Raw genomic sequence first — 17,360 nt, 5'->3', positions numbered from 1 at the left:
TGATATCGTAGTACGAGGCTGGAGAATTCCAGAGGGGGAATAACCACAAAAGGCACAAAACATTAGAATGACCTTACGTTTTTGTGCTTTCTGTGGTCCCTTATGTGCCTTTTGTGGCTATTCCCCGTTCCCGACCTTGTCATGCAACCTTATGTTTCTTCAGTGCTTCGTGCACGAGCCGGAGATCCTCGATGAAACGTTCCGTTTCGCGGTGGCGGGTTTCTTCATCCGGCGCACGCAACAGCGATGAGGGGTGGACGGTGGCCATCACGAAAGGCGCATAGGGCGATGAAACCCATGTACCGCGCTGGATACTAACCCGGAACTGGCGGCCGAGCAGCGCCTGTGCGGCGGTCGCTCCGAGGCAGACGATAACGTCGGGGTTCACAACGTCGATTTCCGCTTCGATCCACGGTTTGCAGGCGGTGATTTCCATCGAGTTCGGCTTTTTGTGGATACGCCGCTTCCCTCGTGGCTCCCATTTGAAGTGTTTCACCGCATTCGTGACATAGATGTCGTCCCGATCAATGCCTGCTTCCTGTAGAGCTTTATCGAGAACTTTTCCCGCAGGTCCGACAAATGGGCGGCCCTGGATGTCTTCCTGATCCCCCGGCTGTTCTCCAATCAGCATGACCCGGGCTTTCGGGCCGCCTTCTCCAAAAACGGTCTGGGTACCCCGTTTCCACAGTTCACAGGCGCGGCAATTCGAGGCCGCAAGACGCAGTCTGGGAATCGTCGGATCGGGTGGAATCAAAGGAAGTGCTGTCGTTTCAATTCGTTTCGGCATCGGATTGACTACCATACAAATGTACGGTATAAGAAATCTGTTCTCGATTAACTTTATGCAATCAGTGATCCGCTCCCGGTTGGAATCCGCCTTGAGTGAACGGGTTCCATTGCCATTTACCGACCTCGACCGACGTGTTCTCGAAAGCGTTCCGACAGGAATCGCACCCTTGGACACGCTGACGGGAGGACTGCCCCGCGGCGCCATCACCGAAATTTTTGGCCCGCCGACATCCGGACGCACGTCGGCCATGGTGTCCATCCTTGTGGAAGCCACGGCCGGCGATGAAGTCTGTGCGCTGGTGGATGGAACGGACGCGTTCGATCCGAAATCGGCGGCGGCCGCTGGCCTGGACTTGCAGCGTTTGTTGTGGGTGCGCTGCCACAAACTCGATCAGGTTCTGAAATCCACGGATCTGTTGCTGCAGGGCGGCGGTTTCGGCCGCGTGGTGATGGATCTGACGGATCTTCCGCTGCCGCACGTTCAATCGATCTCCCTGGCATCGTGGTTCCGATTTCAACGCACGATCGAGAAGACGCCGACTGCGCTCGTTGTCATCAGTTCCGACAGTATCGTCAAATCCGCCGCCGCACTCGTGCTCCGAATGAAAACCAGTGGCGCGGAATGGTCGACCCTTCTGGACGGCTTGAATTTGAATATCGAAGTGGTGCGCTCCCGCAGGCCACGCTCTTTGAAATCCCATGAGCGGAGCGAATGTGAGTCCGACAGGGCGAAACCACTAACTCATGAGCGGAGCGAATATGCGCCCGACAGGGCGAAACCAGTAACTCATGTTCGCGTGCATCTATATTCCGAATGCATCCGCTGAAACGGATGCCATCCTGCTCGACTGCGCGGCCGCGTTCTCGCCGCGCGTGGAAAAGACATCGACCGGTACCGTTGTTTTCGATGCGGAAGGACTGGAGCGGCTTTTCGGATCGTATCCGCAGATTGCCGAGCAGGTCGCCGAACGGGTGCGCGAACGCGGCATCCAGGCCAATATCGCGCTGGCGGCGAATGCGGATGCGGCCATCTGCGCCGCGCGCGGGTTCAGCGGCATCACGGTTGTGAATCGCGGAACCGAAGCGGCGCGATTGAACCATCTCCCGCTGCAGGTTCTGTCCCCTTCTTCCGAAATTCTGGAAACGCTCGACCGCTGGGGCATCCGCACGCTCGGCGCATTTGCGCAACTCCCGCCGATTCAGGTGGCGGAGCGTCTTGGCCAGGACGGCGCCAAGCTTCACAAGATGGCGCGCGGCTCTGGCGCCCGCACGCTGGTGCCGCACGTGGATCCGGTTCGATTCGTGGAAGTCCTGGAACTGGATTATGAAATCACGACGATCGAGCCGCTGACATTCATTTTGTCGCGAATGCTGGAACAGATCTGCTCGCGGATGCGATCGAGGAATCTCGCAACGCATGAAGTGCGGCTGGCGCTGGGAAAGTATTTGCGGGTTTTGAATCTGCCGCTGCCTGTAAGGAATGCGCGGCTGCTGACGCGGCTCCTGACCCTGGATCTGGAAGCGCATCCGGCCCGGGAGGCGATTCGCCGAGTGGAGCTGGAAGCAATTCCGGCAAAACCGCGCGTGGTGCAGAACGGGTTGTTCGTGCCGCTCTCGCCGGAGCCGGAAAAACTGGAGCTGACGTTAGCGCGGTTGAAGGCGGTGGTGGGTGAGGAGAATGTCGGTGCGCCGGAGATTCTGGATACGCATCGCCCGGATGGGATTGCAGTCAAGAGGTTCTCGAGTGCCGCGGGCGCTACGGGCCTGTTGCCCAACAGGGCCGGAGGCCCGACTTACACACCTCCGGCGCTGCCCGCTGTTACAGACCGTTCACCCCAGCCTTACGGCTGGGGCTACACTCTGTCGGGCCTCCGGCCCTTGAGCGGGGAGAGCAATCTATCCTGTCGTGTTTTCCGCCCGCCGCTCGAAGCCACCGTCCAACTGCGCGGCGGCATCCCCAGCTGGATCGCGTGGCATGGCAAGCATGGACCGGTGGCCACAGCGAGCGGACCGTGGCGCACGTCGGGTGACTGGTGGCGGCCCAACACATGGGATCGCGAGGAATGGGATATCGAGGTCCTCGATGCGCTTTACCGTATCTATTACGACGTCCATCTGGATCGCTGGTACGCCCACGGAGTCTACGATTGACCGCGCCGTACATCGAACTTCATGCCGGCTCCGCATTCAGTTTTCTCGACGGCGCCGCCCTGCCCGAGGAATTCATCGGAGCCGCCGCGGAATACGGCATGCCGTCCATGGCGCTCATGGACCGGGACGGCGTCTACGGCGCACCGCGATTTCACCTGGCGGCGAAGAAGGCCGGCATTCAAGCCCATATCGGCGCGGAGGTGACCGCCACAACCGGCATCCGTTATCCAGTGCTTGCCGAAACGCGGGAGGGCTACCAGAACCTTTGCCGTCTGCTGACGCGCATGAAGCTGCGCGCGCCGAAAGGCAAAGGCGCAGTCACAGAAGATGAGATGGCCGCGCATGCGCGCGGGCTGATCTGCCTGACCGGCGGTGAGCACGGGCCGCTCACCACCGCTATCCGCAACAGGAACGGCAGCGGTGCGCTCGACCGTCTAACCGGAATTTTCGGTTGCCGGAACGTTTATGTCGAACTCCAGCGCCACTACGACCGCGAAGAAGAAGCCGTCAATCAGCAAGCCATCGCGCTTGCGGAAACATTCCGTCTTCCGCTGATTGCCACCAATGGCGTGCGCTATGCAACGCCCGCTCAACGGGAGATCCTCGATGTCTTCACCTGCATCCGAAACCACCGGACATTGGAAACCGCTGGCCGTCTGCTTTCGAAAAACTCCGAGCGGCATTTGAAAACGGCACAGCAGATGACACGGCTCTTTAAAGACGTCCCCCAAGCGGCCGCCAACACCTGCGAAGTATCCTCACGCCTGCGATTCACATTGAAAGACCTGGGTTATGAGTTTCCGGTATATCCAGTAGGCGACGGCGAGACGATGGCTTCTTTTCTGCGCAAACGCACCTCTGAAAGCGCGCGGAATCGTTTCCAGCCCTACGATGAAAAATCACGGCAACAGATCGAGCGTGAACTGACGTTGATCGAGAAGCTGCACCTGGAAGGTTATTTCCTGATCGTCTGGGATATTGTCCAGTTCTGCCGCAAGAACAATATCCTCATTCAAGGCCGCGGCTCGGCGGCGAACAGCGCCGTCTGTTATGCGTTGGGTATTACCGCGGTCGATCCGGTGAAAATGGGCCTGCTTTTCGAACGATTCCTTTCCGAAGAACGCGGCGAGTGGCCGGACATCGATCTCGACCTTCCCAGCGGCAATCAACGCGAACGCGCCATTCAATATGTGTACGAACGGTATGGCGCGCTCGGGGCCGCAATGACGGCGAATGTCATTACCTATCGCGGCCGGTCCGCGGCGCGTGAAACCGGGAAAGTGCTGGGTTTCGATGCGTCCACGCTTGATCGCCTCTCCAGCCTGGTGGGACATTTCGAATACAAAGACGCCTCCGATACGCTGGAAGCGCAGTTCCATACCGCCGGCTTCGATATGCGGCAGCCACGCATCCGAAAATTCCTCGAGCTGTGCCTGCGATTGCAGGATCTGCCGCGCCACCTCGGACAGCATTCGGGCGGCATGGTGATCTGCCAGGGCCAGCTGGATTCGGTCGTACCGCTGGAACCGGCGACAATGCCGGGCCGCAACGTCGTGCAATGGGACAAGGACGACTGCGCCGATGTGGGCATCGTGAAAGTCGATCTCTTGGGGCTGGGAATGATGGCGGTCATGGAGGATTGCATCCACCTGATCCGGGATCATTATGATGAAGAAGTCGATCTCGCCCATCTTCCCGAAAACGACCCCGCCTCGTACGCCGCAATGCAAAAAGCGGACACGGTCGGCATGTTCCAGATTGAAAGCCGCGCGCAGATGTCGTGCCTGCCTCGGATGCGGCCCGACCGATTTTACGATATCGTCGTGCAGGTGGCGATCATCCGGCCCGGTCCGATCGTCGGCAACATGGTGCATCCATATTTAAAGCGGCGGCAGGGGCGGGAGCCTGTCGCGTATCCGCATCCATCGCTCGAACCTGTACTGAAACGAACGCTCGGTGTGCCGCTCTTCCAGGAACAATTGCTGCGAATGGCCATGCTGACCGCAGGATTCAGCGGCGGCCAGGCAGAAGAATTGCGCCGCGCGTTCGGGTTTAAACGGTCCGAAAGGCGGATGAAGGAGGTCGAGGTCAAACTGCGCCAGGGAATGGATCAGAATGGGATTGCCGGCGAGGTGCAGGATCAGATCATTCATTCCATCACGTCGTTTGCGCTTTATGGATTTCCGGAGTCGCATGCCGCCAGTTTCGCATTGCTTGCCTATGCCAGCGCGTACCTGAAATGTCATTACCTCGCCGCATATACGGCGGCGATGCTCAACAACCAGCCGATGGGTTTTTACAGTCCCGCGACATTGGTCAAAGATGCGCAACGTCACGGCCTGAAGGTCAAACCGATCGACATCACGAAATCGGACTGGCTCTGCACTCTCGAACATGGCGCCATGCGCGTGGGGATGCGTTACGTCAGAAGCATGCGCGAATCCGCCGCGCATGCGCTTGTCGAAGCTCGCAACCGGGCTCCATTCACGTCTGTGGACGATCTGGCGCGCCGCGTTCCGGAATTACAGAAACGGGAATTGATTCTCCTCGCGGAAGTAGGAGCGATGAATTTCCTGAATCTGGAACACCGTATCCACCGGCGCGACGCGCTGTGGCAGGTCGAACGCGCGAACCGGAAAACCGGTCCGTTACTGGAGCCGATCGACGAAGCCGATGGAGACTCGCCGCTGGCGCAAATGACTTCCGAAGAACGCCTCGTTGCGGATTTTCATGGAACCGGCATGACGGTCGGACCACATCCGATGGCGTATTACCGCGATGCAATGAATGAAATGGGAGTTCTTTGCGCCAGCGACCTGACAACAATCCCTAATGGCGCGCACGTTCGTGTTGCCGGCGCAGTAATCTGCCGGCAACGGCCGGGAACGGCCAAGGGATTTGTTTTTCTGAGCCTCGAGGATGAGACTGGAATTTCGAATGTCATCATCACACCCGACATCTTCGAGCAGAACCGGTTCACGATCGTGTCCGGCAAGTTCCTGCTCGTCGACGGCCGTCTTCAGAATGTCGACAACGTGGTTTCCGTAAAGACGGCCAGGCTTGAACTGCTGCCGGTCAGCAATGCCCCGGTAGCGTCGCACGATTTTCACTAACCGCCTGGATCCGGCCGCTCCCTACAGTTCGCACTTCCGTTTCAAGCCGGCAGCTTCCATGGCAAGGTATTCATCCGTCAGCTTGCCGAATGCGAGGCCGGCGAGTCCGCCCAATAAGCCCTTGAACTCCACCGACAAGGTGACGCGGCTGCCGTTGCCGGACGGCTCGATGAGGTGACTTCCGGTCGCCCGAAACAAGCCCGAGCCGCCGGACGTCCATGTGAAACCCCGGCCTGGCTCCAAGTGCGAGACTGTCCAGATCGCCTCTCGCAGTTTGGGTTGCGAGACACATGCACTGCTTCCGACAGTAAACGGACCGCCTTCCAATCGCCTGATGCTCCGGATCGACGGCGTCCATTCATGCCATCGCTCCACGTCGGCCAGGACCGGCCAGACCCGTCCCGGCGGCGCGTCGATCTCTACGGTCTTCTTGATCATTGGTGCTGAAACGTCAGTCTACGCAGCAGTGCCGCCGGCAACGTGACGATAGTCCAGATCAGGTCGAGGGCACCGGTCACCACAATCCCCACCAGCCGGAAAGGAAACAGAATCAGCCACACGATGGGATACAACACCAGCGCCAGCAGCGCAAGCGGCCAGCACAGTACCAGTAGGACGCACCAGAGAAGGAATTTGATCACGCTAAATCTTAACTTTGATGCTGTCGTTCACCTTGGCGCCCGCGAGCCAGACCGCACAGGCTCCGATCGCCACGACCGAAAACCACCGGCCGTAGATGCCATCGGACGAAAACGGCTCGGTCGCATCGTGCAGGGCCTCGCTGTTGGGAAGAACCCGCGCCTCGGAAAACTCATGGAAGGAGTAGATGCCGATCTGCACCATGAACAGCATCAGGAAGATCGCGGTGACCTGGAAAAATCTCTTGATGTTGATGAGATGTCCAAATCTCACCCAACTCCAGGCAAGCGCCGTCGCACCCACGACTCCCAGGAACACGCCCGTCGCCAGGCTTCGGGAACCCTGGATCTGGAACAGCATCAACACCGTCTCCATGCCCTCTTTGGTGATCATCACCAGCGTGAAAAAGAACACGCCGGCAAATGCCCACCGCGAAGAACGCTGGGAAATCTCACTGAGCTTGCTTTCCATATCGCGCTTCATGTGCGCGCCGGCCTTCCACATATGGACGACCAGCGACCCGACCAGAACGATAGTCACAAGACCCAGTATGCCTTCCCACAGGGACTCGTTCACGCCGCGAGACAACATGTATCCAAGACCGGTACTGGCCAGAACGGAGGCTGCGATTCCCCAGTACATCGCCGGCACCAGCCGATGCTGGCCGATGCGGCGAAGGTAAGCCAGAATGACGCCGACGATCAGGAATGATTCGAACCCTTCTCGGAAGACGACGATGAATGCCTGCAACATGGTTACAAGCCTAAGTGAAAATGATTCTCATTTTCAAGGAAAAATAGGAGGGGGAAATTAGCCGCAGATGACGCGGATGGCGCAGATGGGCGCAGCAAAGGTCTTTCGTGCGCGCCCATCTGCGCCATCCGCGTCATCTGCGGCTAATTTCCCCCTTCATAGAATTCACCGGCTTTCATCACTCTGGAAATCTTCCTGGTGTTCTTGATATCGACGAGCGGATCCGCGTCGAGAATGACAAGATCGGCGTACTTCCCTTTTTCGAGCGTCCCGAGCTCGGCCTGGCGTCCCATGACGGCTGCGGCATTCTTTGTCGCCGATACGATGATGTCCATCGGCCGCATGCCCGCATCCGCCATCAGTTCGAATTCACGATGGAGCGAGGCCCCGTGAAGTGTTCCGATATTGCCGGCATCGGTGGCGCCGACAATCCGGACCCCTGCAGCTTCCAGTATCATCAGGTTGTCATAGGCGACCGGCCGCTTCGGCGGCGGAAGGATGTCCGGGATACCGCCGGGAATCTGCTCCGGTGGAATCTTGGCGAGATCGCTCCAGGTGGCAATCACTTCCGGATCGCCGACCTTCTTTTCGAAGTCATTCAAAGAGACCTGCTGATTGAGAACCATGCGGTAGCCTTCCTCGACCCACAACGTGGTCATATAAATAATGTCGCGGCTCTTCACGAGATTGATGAACTGCGCGTCGACCCGTTGATCGCTGACACTGTGGACGAGGATGTCCGCGCCGGCGCGAAGGGCGGCTTTCGCGGTCTCGAGTTCGGTGGCGTGTACGGCCACGCGAACGCCACGGGACTTGCTTTCATCGATAGCGGCCGACATGATCTGGACCTGTTGATCGAGATTATCCCCGGGTGTCCGGATCCACCACAGCTTGATCAGATCCGGCTTATGTTCTAACTGCTTGCGTACAAGCGCGCGGGCCTCGGCCGGAGTATTCGGCTTGACGATGTCGGGGTCGTTCGGCCAGGTCGTCGGGGGAAGATAAGTTGCAATCAACGGCCCTGCGACGGCGACGCGGGGCGCCTTTGCCGTACGATTGGCGATATCGCGCATCTCGAAATTCCACATTGGCCCGCCGCAGTCGACCACGCCGGTAATGCCCGAAGCGATGTAATGCGCAAGGGTGTACGGCAGCCGCTGCTTGATCCAATCCATTTCCTTTTCGTACGGACGCCACTTGCGGAGGTCGATGACGTCCGGCCGCGTATAGAGACCGGCCGACTGTGAGAAATGAACGTGCGCATCGATCAGACCGGGAATGATCCATTTGCCGCGCGCATCGATGACCTGGGCATCTTTCGGCACCTGGACCTCACCTTTCGCGCCAACGCCTCGAATGCGGCCGCCGTCGATCAGGATCGTACCGTTCCGGATGGATGGACTGCCGGTTCCGGTGATGATCGTCGCGCCCTGAATCACGATCACGCCATTCGGGCGCTGCTGCGGTTGCGCGCCGGACACGGGCCCAAGAAGCAGGCAAACCAGGCAGACCAGAGCAGCCTTAATCTTCCACGTATTCATGCTTCCCTTCCTCGAGCAGAATCTGAATCCCTTTTTGCGCCATGAATGGAAACATCACCAGCGCACCCAGCGGATCGCCCCACCGCAAGTTCATCCCGTAGCTCACCAGCAAAGCAGTCAGAAGGACCATCGAAAGGTACGAGTTGCCGAATGTGAATATCGCTGCCGATTTTAACGCCTGACTGCGAAGTTCCACCGCTAAAACTTTCATGTAAGAGCCAACGATGGGAATAACGAGCATCGAGACAGCCGCCAGGACGATCCCGAGGATGCTGGTCCGCGGACGCCGGCCGATCCACAACATGGACGCGCCAAGATAGAAGGACAGCGCGGCGGCGAGCATATAACCGTATGCAATGAATTTATTCCGCCAGTCGCGCTCGAGGCGCGCCGCGAGAACGAGAGCGGCAAACGCGCTGACTGCAGCATCGACGCCGTACGCCATGAGAACGGGGGAACTGGTATTGACCCACAGTAAGAGCGAGGCGAGGAACTGAAGACTGTGAAATGCCGCCGCAAACAGGGCGAGATACAGGAAATGCCGGATCCAGGTCCCGCGATCGTCAGACATGATGAGAGTCTAGGGAACGGAACACAAGAAGCACAAGAGGCACAAGAAAGACCGATTCTTGTGCCTCTTGTGCTTCTTGTGTTCCGTTCTTCTAATATGCTCGCGCAAAAATAACCCGGCGCTCGGAAGGCGCACCGCACTTGATGCATTTTCCGGACTCGGGTGGGGAGTCCCGTGGAATATTCCGGATGGTGGCCTTGGTCTCATCCTTGACCTTCTCCTCGCATTCACCGGAGCCACACCAATGGCACCAGAGGAATCCTGCTTCGCCGTCGAGGATTTCGTTGAACTTCGAGTAATCGTCGACGCGATAGCTGTGCTTTTCCCGAAATTCCTTGGCCCGTTCAAACATGGACGTCTGAATCGTGTCGAGCATCTGGCGCACGGTCTGGCCTAATCCATCCTGCGAAACCGGTGTCTTCTCCCGGTTGTCGCGGCGGGCCAGCATCACCTGGTTCTTCTCGAGATCCTTCGGACCAACTTCGATTCGCAGCGGGACGCCGCGTTTCTCCCACTCGTTGAACTTCCAGCCCGGACTATGCTGATCCCGGTCGTCAACTTTGAAGCCGATCCCGGCGGCCTTGAATTGTGCCGTAAAACCATCCACAGCCTGCATGACACGTTCGCGTTCTTCAGGTTTGCGGGAAATCGGCACGATGACCACCTGTATGGTTGCAAGCTTCGGCGGGATCATGATGCCGTTGTCGTCGCCGTGCGCCATGATCAGTGCGCCGATCATGCGTGTCGAAAGTCCCCAGCTTGTCGCGTAAACGTATTCGCGGGTTCCCTTCTCGCTCTGGAAAGTGACGTCAAATGCCTTGGAAAAATTCTGTCCCAGGTTGTGAGAGGTGCCGGCCTGTAAGGCTTTGCCGTCTCCCATCATGGCTTCGATCGAATATGTATGCTGGGCGCCTGCGAATTTCTCTTTGTCCGACTTCCGGCCTTCGATCACCGGCAGCGCCATGTACTCTTCGGCGAAGCGGCGATACACGCCGAGCATCCGTACCGTCTCTTCTTCCGCATCTTCCGGTGTGGCGTGCGCAGTATGGCCTTCCTGCCAGAGGAATTCCGCGGTCCGCAAAAACAGGCGCGTCCGCATCTCCCAGCGGACGACGTTGCACCACTGGTTGATCAGCAGCGGCAGGTCGCGGTAGGACTGGATCCAGTTGCGATATGAATTCCAGATGATCGTCTCCGACGTCGGCCGGATCACCAGCGGCTCTTCGAGCTTGGAACCTCCCGCGTGCGTCACCACCGCGACTTCAGGAGCAAATCCTTCGACGTGCTCCGCCTCTTTCTGAAGAAAACTTTCCGGGATGAATAGCGGGAAATACGCATTCTGATGCCCTGTTTCCTTGAACATGGCATCCAGTGCCTGCTGCATCTTTTCCCAGATCGCGTAGCCGTTGGGCCGAATGATCATGCACCCCTTGACCGGGGCGTAGTCTGCCAACTCTGCGGCGGCAATTACGTCTGTATACCATCGAGAGTAGTCTTCGCTGCGCTTGGTGATCTTTGCTTCGGCCATAATCTTGCAATGATAGCACCATGCGTATAATGGATTTTGGAGCGTTCTAATGGCCAAAGACATCACTGACCGGCCGTTTACGACGGTTTCCGGCGTACCGATCGACAGGCTGTACACAGCGGACAACGTCCGGGATCTCAACTACGAAAAGGATCTCGGCGATCCTGGTGAAGCTCCATATACCCGCGGCATTTATCCGACGATGTATCGCGGGCGGCTCTGGACGATGCGCCAGTTCAGCGGATTCGGCACTGCCGCCGACACCAACGAACGCTTTCACTACCTGCTGAAAAACGGGCAGACCGGGCTTTCCGTCGCTTTCCACCTTCCCACCCTGATGGGTTACGACTCCGATCATCCCATGTCGGAAGGCGAGGTCGGCAAATGCGGCGTTGCGATCGATTCCCTCGCCGACATGGAGATGCTTTTCAAAGGCATCCCTCTCGATCAGATCAGTACCTCGATGACCACGAATGCGCCGGCCACAATTCTCTGGGCGATGTACCTGGTCGTCGCCGAAAAACAGGGTGTGGACTGGAGGAAGCTGCGCGGCACGATCCAGAACGACATATTGAAAGAATACATCGCGCAGAAGACATACATCTTTCCGCCGAAACCGTCGATGAAGCTGATCGTCGATACCTTCGAGTTTGGGACGCAGCACGTTCCACAGTGGAACACGATCTCCATCAGCGGCTACCACATTCGCGAGGCCGGCTCCACGGCACTGCAGGAACTTGCGTTCACGTTATACGACGGAATCGAATACGTCGAATGGGCGCTCCGCCGCGGCCTCGATGTCGATGACTTTGCGCCGCGACTGTCTTTCTTTTTCAACGCACACAATGATCTCTTTGAGGAACTCGCCAAGTACCGGGCGGCGCGCAAAATCTGGTACAAAGTGATGACCGAACGGTTCCATTGCAAGAATCCGAAATCGGCCGTTCTGCGCTTCCACACGCAGACCGCGGGCTGCTCGCTCACGGCGCAACAGCCGTACAACAATATCGTCCGCGTCGCGATTCAGGGGCTCGCGGCCGTGCTGGGCGGAACCCAGTCGCTGCACACCAATTCGCTGGACGAAACGCTCGCTCTGCCGACCGAACATGCCGCTCGAATCGCCTTGCGGACGCAGCAGATTCTTGCCCACGAAACCGGCATCACGAATACGGCCGATCCTCTTGGCGGCTCGTACTTCCTCGAGCGATTGACACTGGATATGGAGAAAGGCTGCTGGGCATACTTCGATCGCCTGGATGCCATGGGCGGAATGGTTGCGGCGATCGAAAAGAGTTTTCCCCAGCGCGAAATACAGGACGCCTCGTATGAATACCAGCGGGCGATTGAGCGCAAAGAGAAGATCATTGTCGGCGTGAATGACTTCGTTATGGAAAACGAACCGCCGATCGATGTCCTGCTCATCGACGAATCGGTCGAGGCCACGCAAATCGACCGGCTCCGGGAATTGCGTGCAGGCCGTGATCAGGGCCAGGTGAAGAAAACGCTGAAAGCCTTGAGGGAGGCGGCGGCGACGGATCTCAACATGATGCCGTACATTGTCGACTGCGTACGGGCATATGCGACGCTTGGCGAAATCTGCGACGAACTCCGCGCCGTGTACGGCACATATGAGGAGCCGGCATTCTGATGAGTACGACCGAAAAGATTCGTGTGGTTGTCGCGAAGCCGGGCCTCGACGGTCATGACCGCGGCGCCAAGGTGATTGCCCGCGCGTTCCGCGACGCCGGATTCGAGGTGATCTATACCGGCTTGCGGCAGACGCCGGAGCAGGTGGTCAACGCGGCCCTGCAGGAGGATGCCGACGTCGTCGGATTGTCCGTGCTCTCCGGCGCGCACATGACGTTATGCCCGCGGATCATGGAGTTGATGAAAAAAGAGCGGCTCGATGACGTTCTGGTGATTGTCGGCGGTATCATTCCGGACCAGGACGTCACCAAGCTCAAGGAGTTGGGCGTCGCTGAAATTTTTCAGCCTGGCGCCTCGACCGAAGATATCGTCCGTTATGTTCGTTCGCATGTACGCAAAAAATAGCGACGCCATTTTCCAATCCAATCACGCGGCCATGACAGCGCTGGTCGCGAATCTCCGGACAAAACTCGACACAGTTAAAAAGGGCGGCGGGGAAGCTTCGGTCAAGCGCCACAAGGAACGCGGAAAGATGTTCGTCCGGGAACGCATCGATGCGGTGGTCGATCCCGGGACGCCTTTCCTCGAATTCAGCGCTCTGGCCGCCACCGGCATGTATGACGACGAAGCTCCCTGCGCCGGCCTCGTCACGGGCATAGGAGTCATTCAAGGTCATCAGACCATCATCGTCGCCAACGACGCCACAGTCAAAGGCGGAACATACTTCCCGATCACGGTCAAAAAGCATCTGCGGGCACAGGAAATCGCGATGCAGAATCACTTGCCCTGCCTCTATCTCGTCGATTCCGGCGGCGCCTTTCTTCCGCTTCAAGCCGAGGTTTTTCCGGACCGCGATCATTTCGGACGCATCTTCTATAACCAGGCGCGAATGTCCGGCACGGGGATCTATCAGGTCGCTGCGGTGCTCGGGTCATGTACGGCAGGCGGCGCATATGTTCCTGCCATGAGCGATGAAGCTGTCATTGTTCGAAATCAGGGAACCATTTTCCTCGGAGGACCGCCGCTGGTGAAAGCAGCCACGGGCGAAGAAGTCACGGCGGAGGAATTGGGCGGAGCGGACGTTCATTGCCGGATTTCCGGCGTTGCCGACCATTGCGCCCGGAATGACGCCGATGCTCTGCGCATCGTCCGCGATATTTTCCGTTCGATTCCTCAATCCACGAAGCAGGCGCCGCAGGCCGCCGAGACTGAAGAACCGCAGCAGGATCCCCGGGAGCTTTACGGCATCATTCCCAGCGATCTCAGAAAGTCGTACGACGTCCGCGAGGTGATTTCGCGGATCGTCGACGCAAGCTGGTTTCATGAGTTCAAGGCGTTATACGGGCCGACCGTCGTTTGCGGATTCGCGCGAATCTGGGGTTATTCCGTTGGGATCATCGGAAACAACGGCGTCCTGTTCTCCGAAAGCGCATTGAAGGCAACCCATTTCATCGAACTTTGCGCACAACGCAACATTCCTCTCGTATTCCTGCAGAACATTACCGGCTTCATGGTCGGCAAAAAATTTGAAGAAGGCGGCATCGCGAAGGACGGCGCCAAAATGGTCAATGCCGTGGCCAGCGTGGCCGTGCCGAAATTTACAGTGATCATCGGCGGATCGTATGGCGCCGGTAATTACGGGATGTGCGGCAGGGCCTACGGGCCTCGTCAGCTTTGGATGTGGCCGAACGCGCGAATCTCCGTCATGGGCGGCGAGCAGGCCGCGAATGTGCTGCTTCAAGTAAAGCTCGATCAGCTTAAGGCACACGGAAAAACCATGACCGCGGAGCAGCAGCAGGAATTCATGAAGCCGACGCTCGACAAGTACGCCGAAGAAGGTAACGCGTTTTACAGCACGGCACGGCTGTGGGACGATGGCGTTATCGATCCTTTAGATACCCGAATGGTTCTTGCCCTTGGTATATCGGCCGCAATGAATGCGCCACAGGAGGAAACCCGCTTTGGCGTGTTCCGGATGTAACCTACATGAGCGGAGCGAATGCAAGCCCGCCAGGGCGCAGCGTGTACTAGATGAGCGGAGCGAATGCAAGCCCGCCAGGGCGCAGCGTGTACCAGATGTTGAAGATTGATATCCACAAGAAGGTCGCTTTTGTCTTCCTCGACCGTCCCGACGTCCACAATGCATTCAACGACGAACTGATCAAACAGGTCACCGATGAGTTCATCGAGCTCGGCCGCCGCGACGATGTTCGCGTGATCGTTCTGGCCGGAAACGGCAAGTCGTTCTGTGCCGGCGCGGATCTGAACTGGATGAAGGGGATGGTTCAATACACCTACGAAGAGAACCTGGCGGATGCGCGCGCTCTCGGCCGCATGTATCTGGCGATCGCGAAGTGTCCGAAGCCGGTAATCGCCCGCGTCCACGGCGCTGCGCTTGGCGGAGGCGCCGGGCTGGTTGCTGCATGTGATATCGGCGTGGCTCTCGAGTCCGCGCAATTCGGGTTTACCGAAGTAAAACTCGGCATCATTCCGGCGATCATTTCTCCATTCGTCATCGCGCGTGTAGGGCCGGGGCGCGCCAGGGAGTTCTTCATCACCGGCGAGCGTTTTCTCGCCCCCGTGGCGATGAGCATCGGCCTGATTCAGCATGTTGTTTCGCACGAAGCCGCCCTCGACGCGCTGGTCGAGTCGAAAGTTTCCCAGATCCTGACATCGGCGCCCGGAGCGATCGGCGCGGCGAAAGATCTGATCTTCGGCGTCGCCGCCCGCACGCTCGAAAGCTCGCTGGAGTTTGCCGCCGAGGCGATCGCGCAGGCCCGCACGGGCACCGAAGGGCAGCGCGGCATGCAGGCCTTTCTGGATCATCAGAAGCCACCCTGGATCGACAAATAATGCGGAAAGTTCTCATTGCCAATCGCGGCGAGATTGCCATCCGGATCGCTTTCACCTTGCGCGAGATGGGGATCGAACCGGTCGCCGTTTTCACAGACCCGGACAAGGAATCCCTCCACGTCCGGACAACCCGCGAAATACGGGAGATCTCGAGCTATCTCGACGCCGCGGAGATCGTTCGTGCTGCCACGGAGACCGGCGCCGAGGCGATTCATCCCGGATACGGTTTTCTCTCCGAAAATCCCTCACTCGCCGAAGAATGCGATCGGGCCGGCATCCTCTTTATTGGTCCGCAAGCGGAAACAATCCGGACGATGGGCGACAAGCTCGAATCAAAACGGGTGATGCAAGAGGCCGGGGTTCCGGTCGTCCCGACGTGGAGCGGAGATCCGCCGGCCAACGAATTCCCGGTTCTCGTGAAAGCTGTCGGAGGTGGCGGCGGAAAAGGAATGCGCCTCGTGGAATCTCCTGCCGGATTGAAGGAAGCGATGGCCTCCGCCTCGCGGGAGGCTTCCGCAGCGTTCGGGAATGAAAGGGTCTTCGTCGAAAAGTACATCCGGCAGCCCCGGCATATCGAATTTCAGATTCTGGGAGACGCCAATGGCCATGCCGTCCACATTTTCGAACGCGAATGCTCGATCCAGCGGCGCCATCAGAAAATCATCGAAGAGACGCCTTCGCCGGTGATGACACGCGATCTGCGCGCGCAAATGGGCGCGGCAGCGGTCGCGGCGGCGCAGGCCGCCGGATACCGCAGCGCCGGAACGGTCGAATTCATCCTCGATCCGTCCGGGAAGTTTTATTTTCTCGAGATGAACACCCGGCTTCAGGTTGAACATCCCATAACAGAAATGACGACCGGACTCGACCTCGTTCGAGAGCAGGTGCTGATCGCCTCCGGCCAGAAGCTGGGCTACGCGCAATCCGACCTTCGCCAGACCGGTCACGCGCTGGAATGCCGGATTTACGCGGAAGTTCCGGAAGAAAACTTCAGGCCGGCAACCGGTACGGTCGAGATTTTCGAGCCGCCACTGGGTCCCGGAGTCCGGCTCGATTCCGGCATCGCGCGAGGATCCGTCGTAACGCACCACTTCGATCCGATCCTGGCGAAGCTGATCGTGTGGGCGCCGAGCCGCGAGGCCTCGATCGCTCGCATGAAGCGCGCACTGGACGACTTCGTTCTGTTAGGCGTCCGCAACAATATCGACTTCCTGAACCGCGTCATCTCGAGCGAGGACTTTGCCGCCGGGAAACTCGATACCGGATTCATCACGGCGCATGAGCAGTTGCTTGCGCCGCCTTCGGAAATTCCTCCGGAAGTAAGGGCCGTGGCATCCGTCAAACCCCGCGCCGCGGCGGCGAAACAAGATGCCTTTCAAGACGTCTGGACATCGGGCGCCTGGCGGAATTCATGATCGAGTACATTGAAATCGGCGGGAAACGTCACCGTTATCGCGTTCTCCACGGGCGCGGCGCAATTGCGGTCTGGCTGGACGGCAGAACCTACTATCTTCCTCGACCGACCCAATCCGATTCAGCTCACCAGAGCACGGACTCCGGCTCGAACGAAGTCACGGCATTGATGCCTGGCAAGCTGCTGCGTCTCGAAGTCGCGATCGGCGATGCCGTCGCTCCAAAGCAACCGGTTGCCATCATGGAGTCCATGAAAATGGAAACCACTCTCTACGCCGCCAAAGCGGGACGAATATCGGAAATCCGCTGCCAGCCGGGAGAGAGTTTGGAGATGGGCCAGGTTGTTGTTGTCATCGAATAAT

General features: G+C 58.6%; 16 protein-coding genes. 9 read left to right on the top strand and 7 right to left on the bottom strand.

Annotated features, from left to right (window positions below):
- Positions 1-139: 139 nt before the first annotated feature.
- The gene (locus VGK48_27245) at positions 140-787 is read right to left on the bottom strand and encodes a UdgX family uracil-DNA binding protein (protein ID HEY2384888.1); all 648 of its coding nucleotides are present in this window, start codon (positions 785-787) and stop codon (positions 140-142) included.
- A gap of 55 nt (positions 788-842) precedes the next feature.
- Between VGK48_27245 and VGK48_27240 the strand changes: the two genes are divergently transcribed.
- The 3 genes from VGK48_27240 to VGK48_27230 are packed head-to-tail and all read left to right on the top strand — an operon-like array spanning position 843 to position 6,053.
- Complete coding sequence (locus VGK48_27240; protein HEY2384887.1) at positions 843-1,616, top strand: hypothetical protein; 774 nt, start codon at positions 843-845, stop codon at positions 1,614-1,616.
- Positions 1,579-2,940 (top strand): hypothetical protein, encoded by a 1,362-nt coding sequence (locus VGK48_27235; protein HEY2384886.1) that lies wholly within the window; start codon positions 1,579-1,581, stop codon positions 2,938-2,940. Before VGK48_27240 ends, VGK48_27235 begins: the two co-directional genes overlap by 38 nt.
- Entirely contained in the window at positions 2,937-6,053 is a 3,117-nt protein-coding gene (locus tag VGK48_27230; GenBank protein HEY2384885.1) for an error-prone DNA polymerase, read from the top strand. Before VGK48_27235 ends, VGK48_27230 begins: the two co-directional genes overlap by 4 nt.
- A 21-nt stretch (positions 6,054-6,074) precedes the next feature.
- Here the strand turns inward: VGK48_27230 and VGK48_27225 are convergent, their stop codons facing one another.
- The 6 genes from VGK48_27225 to proS all read right to left on the bottom strand — a co-directional run bounded on the left by VGK48_27225 (position 6,075) and on the right by proS (position 11,085).
- A complete protein-coding gene (locus VGK48_27225; GenBank protein ID HEY2384884.1) occupies positions 6,075-6,491 on the bottom strand; it encodes an SRPBCC family protein in 417 nt (138 codons plus the stop codon).
- Positions 6,488-6,694 (bottom strand): hypothetical protein, encoded by a 207-nt coding sequence (locus VGK48_27220; GenBank protein HEY2384883.1) that lies wholly within the window; start codon positions 6,692-6,694, stop codon positions 6,488-6,490. The genes VGK48_27225 and VGK48_27220 overlap by 4 nt, the downstream gene beginning before the upstream one ends.
- Position 6,695: 1 nt before the next feature.
- Positions 6,696-7,445, bottom strand: a complete 750-nt coding sequence (locus tag VGK48_27215; protein ID HEY2384882.1) for an FTR1 family protein — start codon at positions 7,443-7,445, stop codon at positions 6,696-6,698.
- Between the two features lie 143 nt (positions 7,446-7,588).
- Positions 7,589-8,986: an amidohydrolase family protein gene (locus tag VGK48_27210; protein HEY2384881.1), complete on the bottom strand. Its 1,398-nt coding sequence runs from the start codon at positions 8,984-8,986 to the stop codon at positions 7,589-7,591.
- Entirely contained in the window at positions 8,967-9,557 is a 591-nt protein-coding gene (locus VGK48_27205; GenBank protein HEY2384880.1) for a cation transporter, read from the bottom strand. Before VGK48_27205 ends, VGK48_27210 begins: the two co-directional genes overlap by 20 nt.
- Positions 9,558-9,648: 91 nt before the next feature.
- Positions 9,649-11,085, bottom strand: coding sequence for a proline--tRNA ligase (proS, locus tag VGK48_27200; GenBank protein ID HEY2384879.1), 1,437 nt, complete (start codon positions 11,083-11,085; stop codon positions 9,649-9,651).
- Between the two features lie 49 nt (positions 11,086-11,134).
- Here proS and VGK48_27195 point away from each other — a divergent pair, with 49 nt between their 5' ends.
- The 6 genes from VGK48_27195 (at position 11,135) to VGK48_27170 (ending at position 17,359) form a co-directional block, all read left to right on the top strand.
- Entirely contained in the window at positions 11,135-12,733 is a 1,599-nt protein-coding gene (locus VGK48_27195) for a methylmalonyl-CoA mutase family protein (GenBank protein ID HEY2384878.1), read from the top strand.
- Entirely contained in the window at positions 12,733-13,137 is a 405-nt protein-coding gene (locus tag VGK48_27190) for a cobalamin B12-binding domain-containing protein (GenBank protein ID HEY2384877.1), read from the top strand. The genes VGK48_27195 and VGK48_27190 overlap by 1 nt, the downstream gene beginning before the upstream one ends.
- Entirely contained in the window at positions 13,121-14,713 is a 1,593-nt protein-coding gene (locus VGK48_27185) for a carboxyl transferase domain-containing protein (GenBank protein ID HEY2384876.1), read from the top strand. The genes VGK48_27190 and VGK48_27185 overlap by 17 nt, the downstream gene beginning before the upstream one ends.
- Positions 14,714-14,808: 95 nt before the next feature.
- A complete protein-coding gene (locus VGK48_27180) occupies positions 14,809-15,585 on the top strand; it encodes an enoyl-CoA hydratase-related protein (GenBank protein HEY2384875.1) in 777 nt (258 codons plus the stop codon).
- Positions 15,585-17,000, top strand: coding sequence for a biotin carboxylase N-terminal domain-containing protein (locus VGK48_27175; GenBank protein HEY2384874.1), 1,416 nt, complete (start codon positions 15,585-15,587; stop codon positions 16,998-17,000). Before VGK48_27180 ends, VGK48_27175 begins: the two co-directional genes overlap by 1 nt.
- A complete protein-coding gene (locus VGK48_27170; GenBank protein HEY2384873.1) occupies positions 16,997-17,359 on the top strand; it encodes an acetyl-CoA carboxylase biotin carboxyl carrier protein subunit in 363 nt (120 codons plus the stop codon). The genes VGK48_27175 and VGK48_27170 overlap by 4 nt, the downstream gene beginning before the upstream one ends.
- Position 17,360 lies beyond the last annotated feature (1 nt).

The sequence above is a fragment of the Terriglobia bacterium genome, assembly GCA_036496425.1.
Lineage (GTDB): Bacteria > Acidobacteriota > Terriglobia > 20CM-2-55-15 > 20CM-2-55-15 > 20CM-2-55-15.
The sequence above is the reverse complement of the archived record's forward strand: the minus strand, read 5'-3'. Positions and strand labels throughout refer to the sequence as shown.

Excerpts from the sequence above, each read along its gene's own strand:
- VGK48_27205 (HEY2384880.1), bottom strand. The coding sequence starts at position 9,557 with ATGTCTGACGATCGCGGGACCTGGATCCGGCATTTCCTGTATCTCGCC.
- VGK48_27190 (HEY2384877.1), top strand. The coding sequence starts at position 12,733 with ATGAGTACGACCGAAAAGATTCGTGTGGTTGTCGCGAAGCCGGGCCTC.
- proS (HEY2384879.1), bottom strand. The coding sequence starts at position 11,085 with ATGGCCGAAGCAAAGATCACCAAGCGCAGCGAAGACTACTCTCGATGG.
- VGK48_27170 (HEY2384873.1), top strand. The coding sequence starts at position 16,997 with ATGATCGAGTACATTGAAATCGGCGGGAAACGTCACCGTTATCGCGTT.
- VGK48_27175 (HEY2384874.1), top strand. The coding sequence starts at position 15,585 with ATGCGGAAAGTTCTCATTGCCAATCGCGGCGAGATTGCCATCCGGATC.
- VGK48_27240 (HEY2384887.1), top strand. The coding sequence starts at position 843 with ATGCAATCAGTGATCCGCTCCCGGTTGGAATCCGCCTTGAGTGAACGG.
- VGK48_27180 (HEY2384875.1), top strand. The coding sequence starts at position 14,809 with ATGTTGAAGATTGATATCCACAAGAAGGTCGCTTTTGTCTTCCTCGAC.
- VGK48_27235 (HEY2384886.1), top strand. The coding sequence starts at position 1,579 with ATGTTCGCGTGCATCTATATTCCGAATGCATCCGCTGAAACGGATGCC.
- VGK48_27225 (HEY2384884.1), bottom strand. The coding sequence starts at position 6,491 with ATGATCAAGAAGACCGTAGAGATCGACGCGCCGCCGGGACGGGTCTGG.
- VGK48_27185 (HEY2384876.1), top strand. The coding sequence starts at position 13,121 with ATGTACGCAAAAAATAGCGACGCCATTTTCCAATCCAATCACGCGGCC.
- VGK48_27210 (HEY2384881.1), bottom strand. The coding sequence starts at position 8,986 with ATGAATACGTGGAAGATTAAGGCTGCTCTGGTCTGCCTGGTTTGCCTG.
- VGK48_27245 (HEY2384888.1), bottom strand. The coding sequence starts at position 787 with ATGCCGAAACGAATTGAAACGACAGCACTTCCTTTGATTCCACCCGAT.
- VGK48_27195 (HEY2384878.1), top strand. The coding sequence starts at position 11,135 with ATGGCCAAAGACATCACTGACCGGCCGTTTACGACGGTTTCCGGCGTA.
- VGK48_27215 (HEY2384882.1), bottom strand. The coding sequence starts at position 7,445 with ATGTTGCAGGCATTCATCGTCGTCTTCCGAGAAGGGTTCGAATCATTC.